Origin of the sequence: Halofilum ochraceum, from assembly GCF_001614315.2 — a bacterium.
Taxonomy (GTDB): Bacteria; Pseudomonadota; Gammaproteobacteria; order XJ16; family Halofilaceae; genus Halofilum; species Halofilum ochraceum.
The window spans coordinates 1-717 of sequence record NZ_LVEG02000015.1 but is presented as its reverse complement, the minus strand read 5'-3'; the positions used below and the strand labels follow the sequence as shown (position 1 = coordinate 717).

Below are 717 nucleotides of genomic sequence, written 5' to 3'. Positions count from 1 at the left end.
AGACGCTCACGGCCCTCGGCGCCGAGGTGCGCTGGGCCTCATGCAACGTGTTCTCCACCCAGGACCACGCGGCGGCGGAGATCGCGCGCACGGGCGTGCCGGTGTTCGCCTGGAAGGGCGAGTCGCTGGACGACTACTGGGAGTACACCCACCGCATCATGGAGTGGGGCGACGGCGGCTACCCCAACCGCATCCTCGACGACGGCGGCGACGCCACGCTGCTGGTGATGCTGGGCGCGAAGGCCGAGCAGGACCCGTCTTTCCTCGAAAACCCCGGCAACGAGGAGGAGCGCGCGGCGTTCGCCGCGATCAAGAAGCGCCTCGCGGAGAAGCCGGGCTGGTACACGGGACTGGCCGAGTCGATCGGCGGGGTGACCGAGGAGACCACCACCGGGGTGGCGCGCCTGTACAAGCTCGAGCGCGAGGGCACGCTCAACTTCCCGGCGATCAACGTCAACGACTCGGTCACCAAGTCCAAGTTCGACAACCTCTACGGCTGCCGCGAGTCGCTGATCGACGGCATCAAGCGCGCCACCGACGTGATGATCGCGGGCAAGATCTGCGTGGTGCTCGGCTACGGTGACGTCGGCAAGGGCTGCGCCCAGGCGCTGAGAGGCATGGGGGCCACGGTGTGGGTCACCGAGATCGACCCGATCTGCGCGCTGCAGGCCTCGATGGAAGGCTACCGCGTGGTGGAGATGGACGAGGTCGCCGACA

The 717-nt window shown here is 68.3% G+C and carries 1 protein-coding gene; it reads left to right on the top strand.

The genetic code is table 11. The annotated features are described in order from the left end of the window. Positions 1-717 (top strand): adenosylhomocysteinase (locus A0W70_RS12870; RefSeq protein ID WP_075109877.1); only part of this gene is annotated, 717 nt, incomplete at both ends.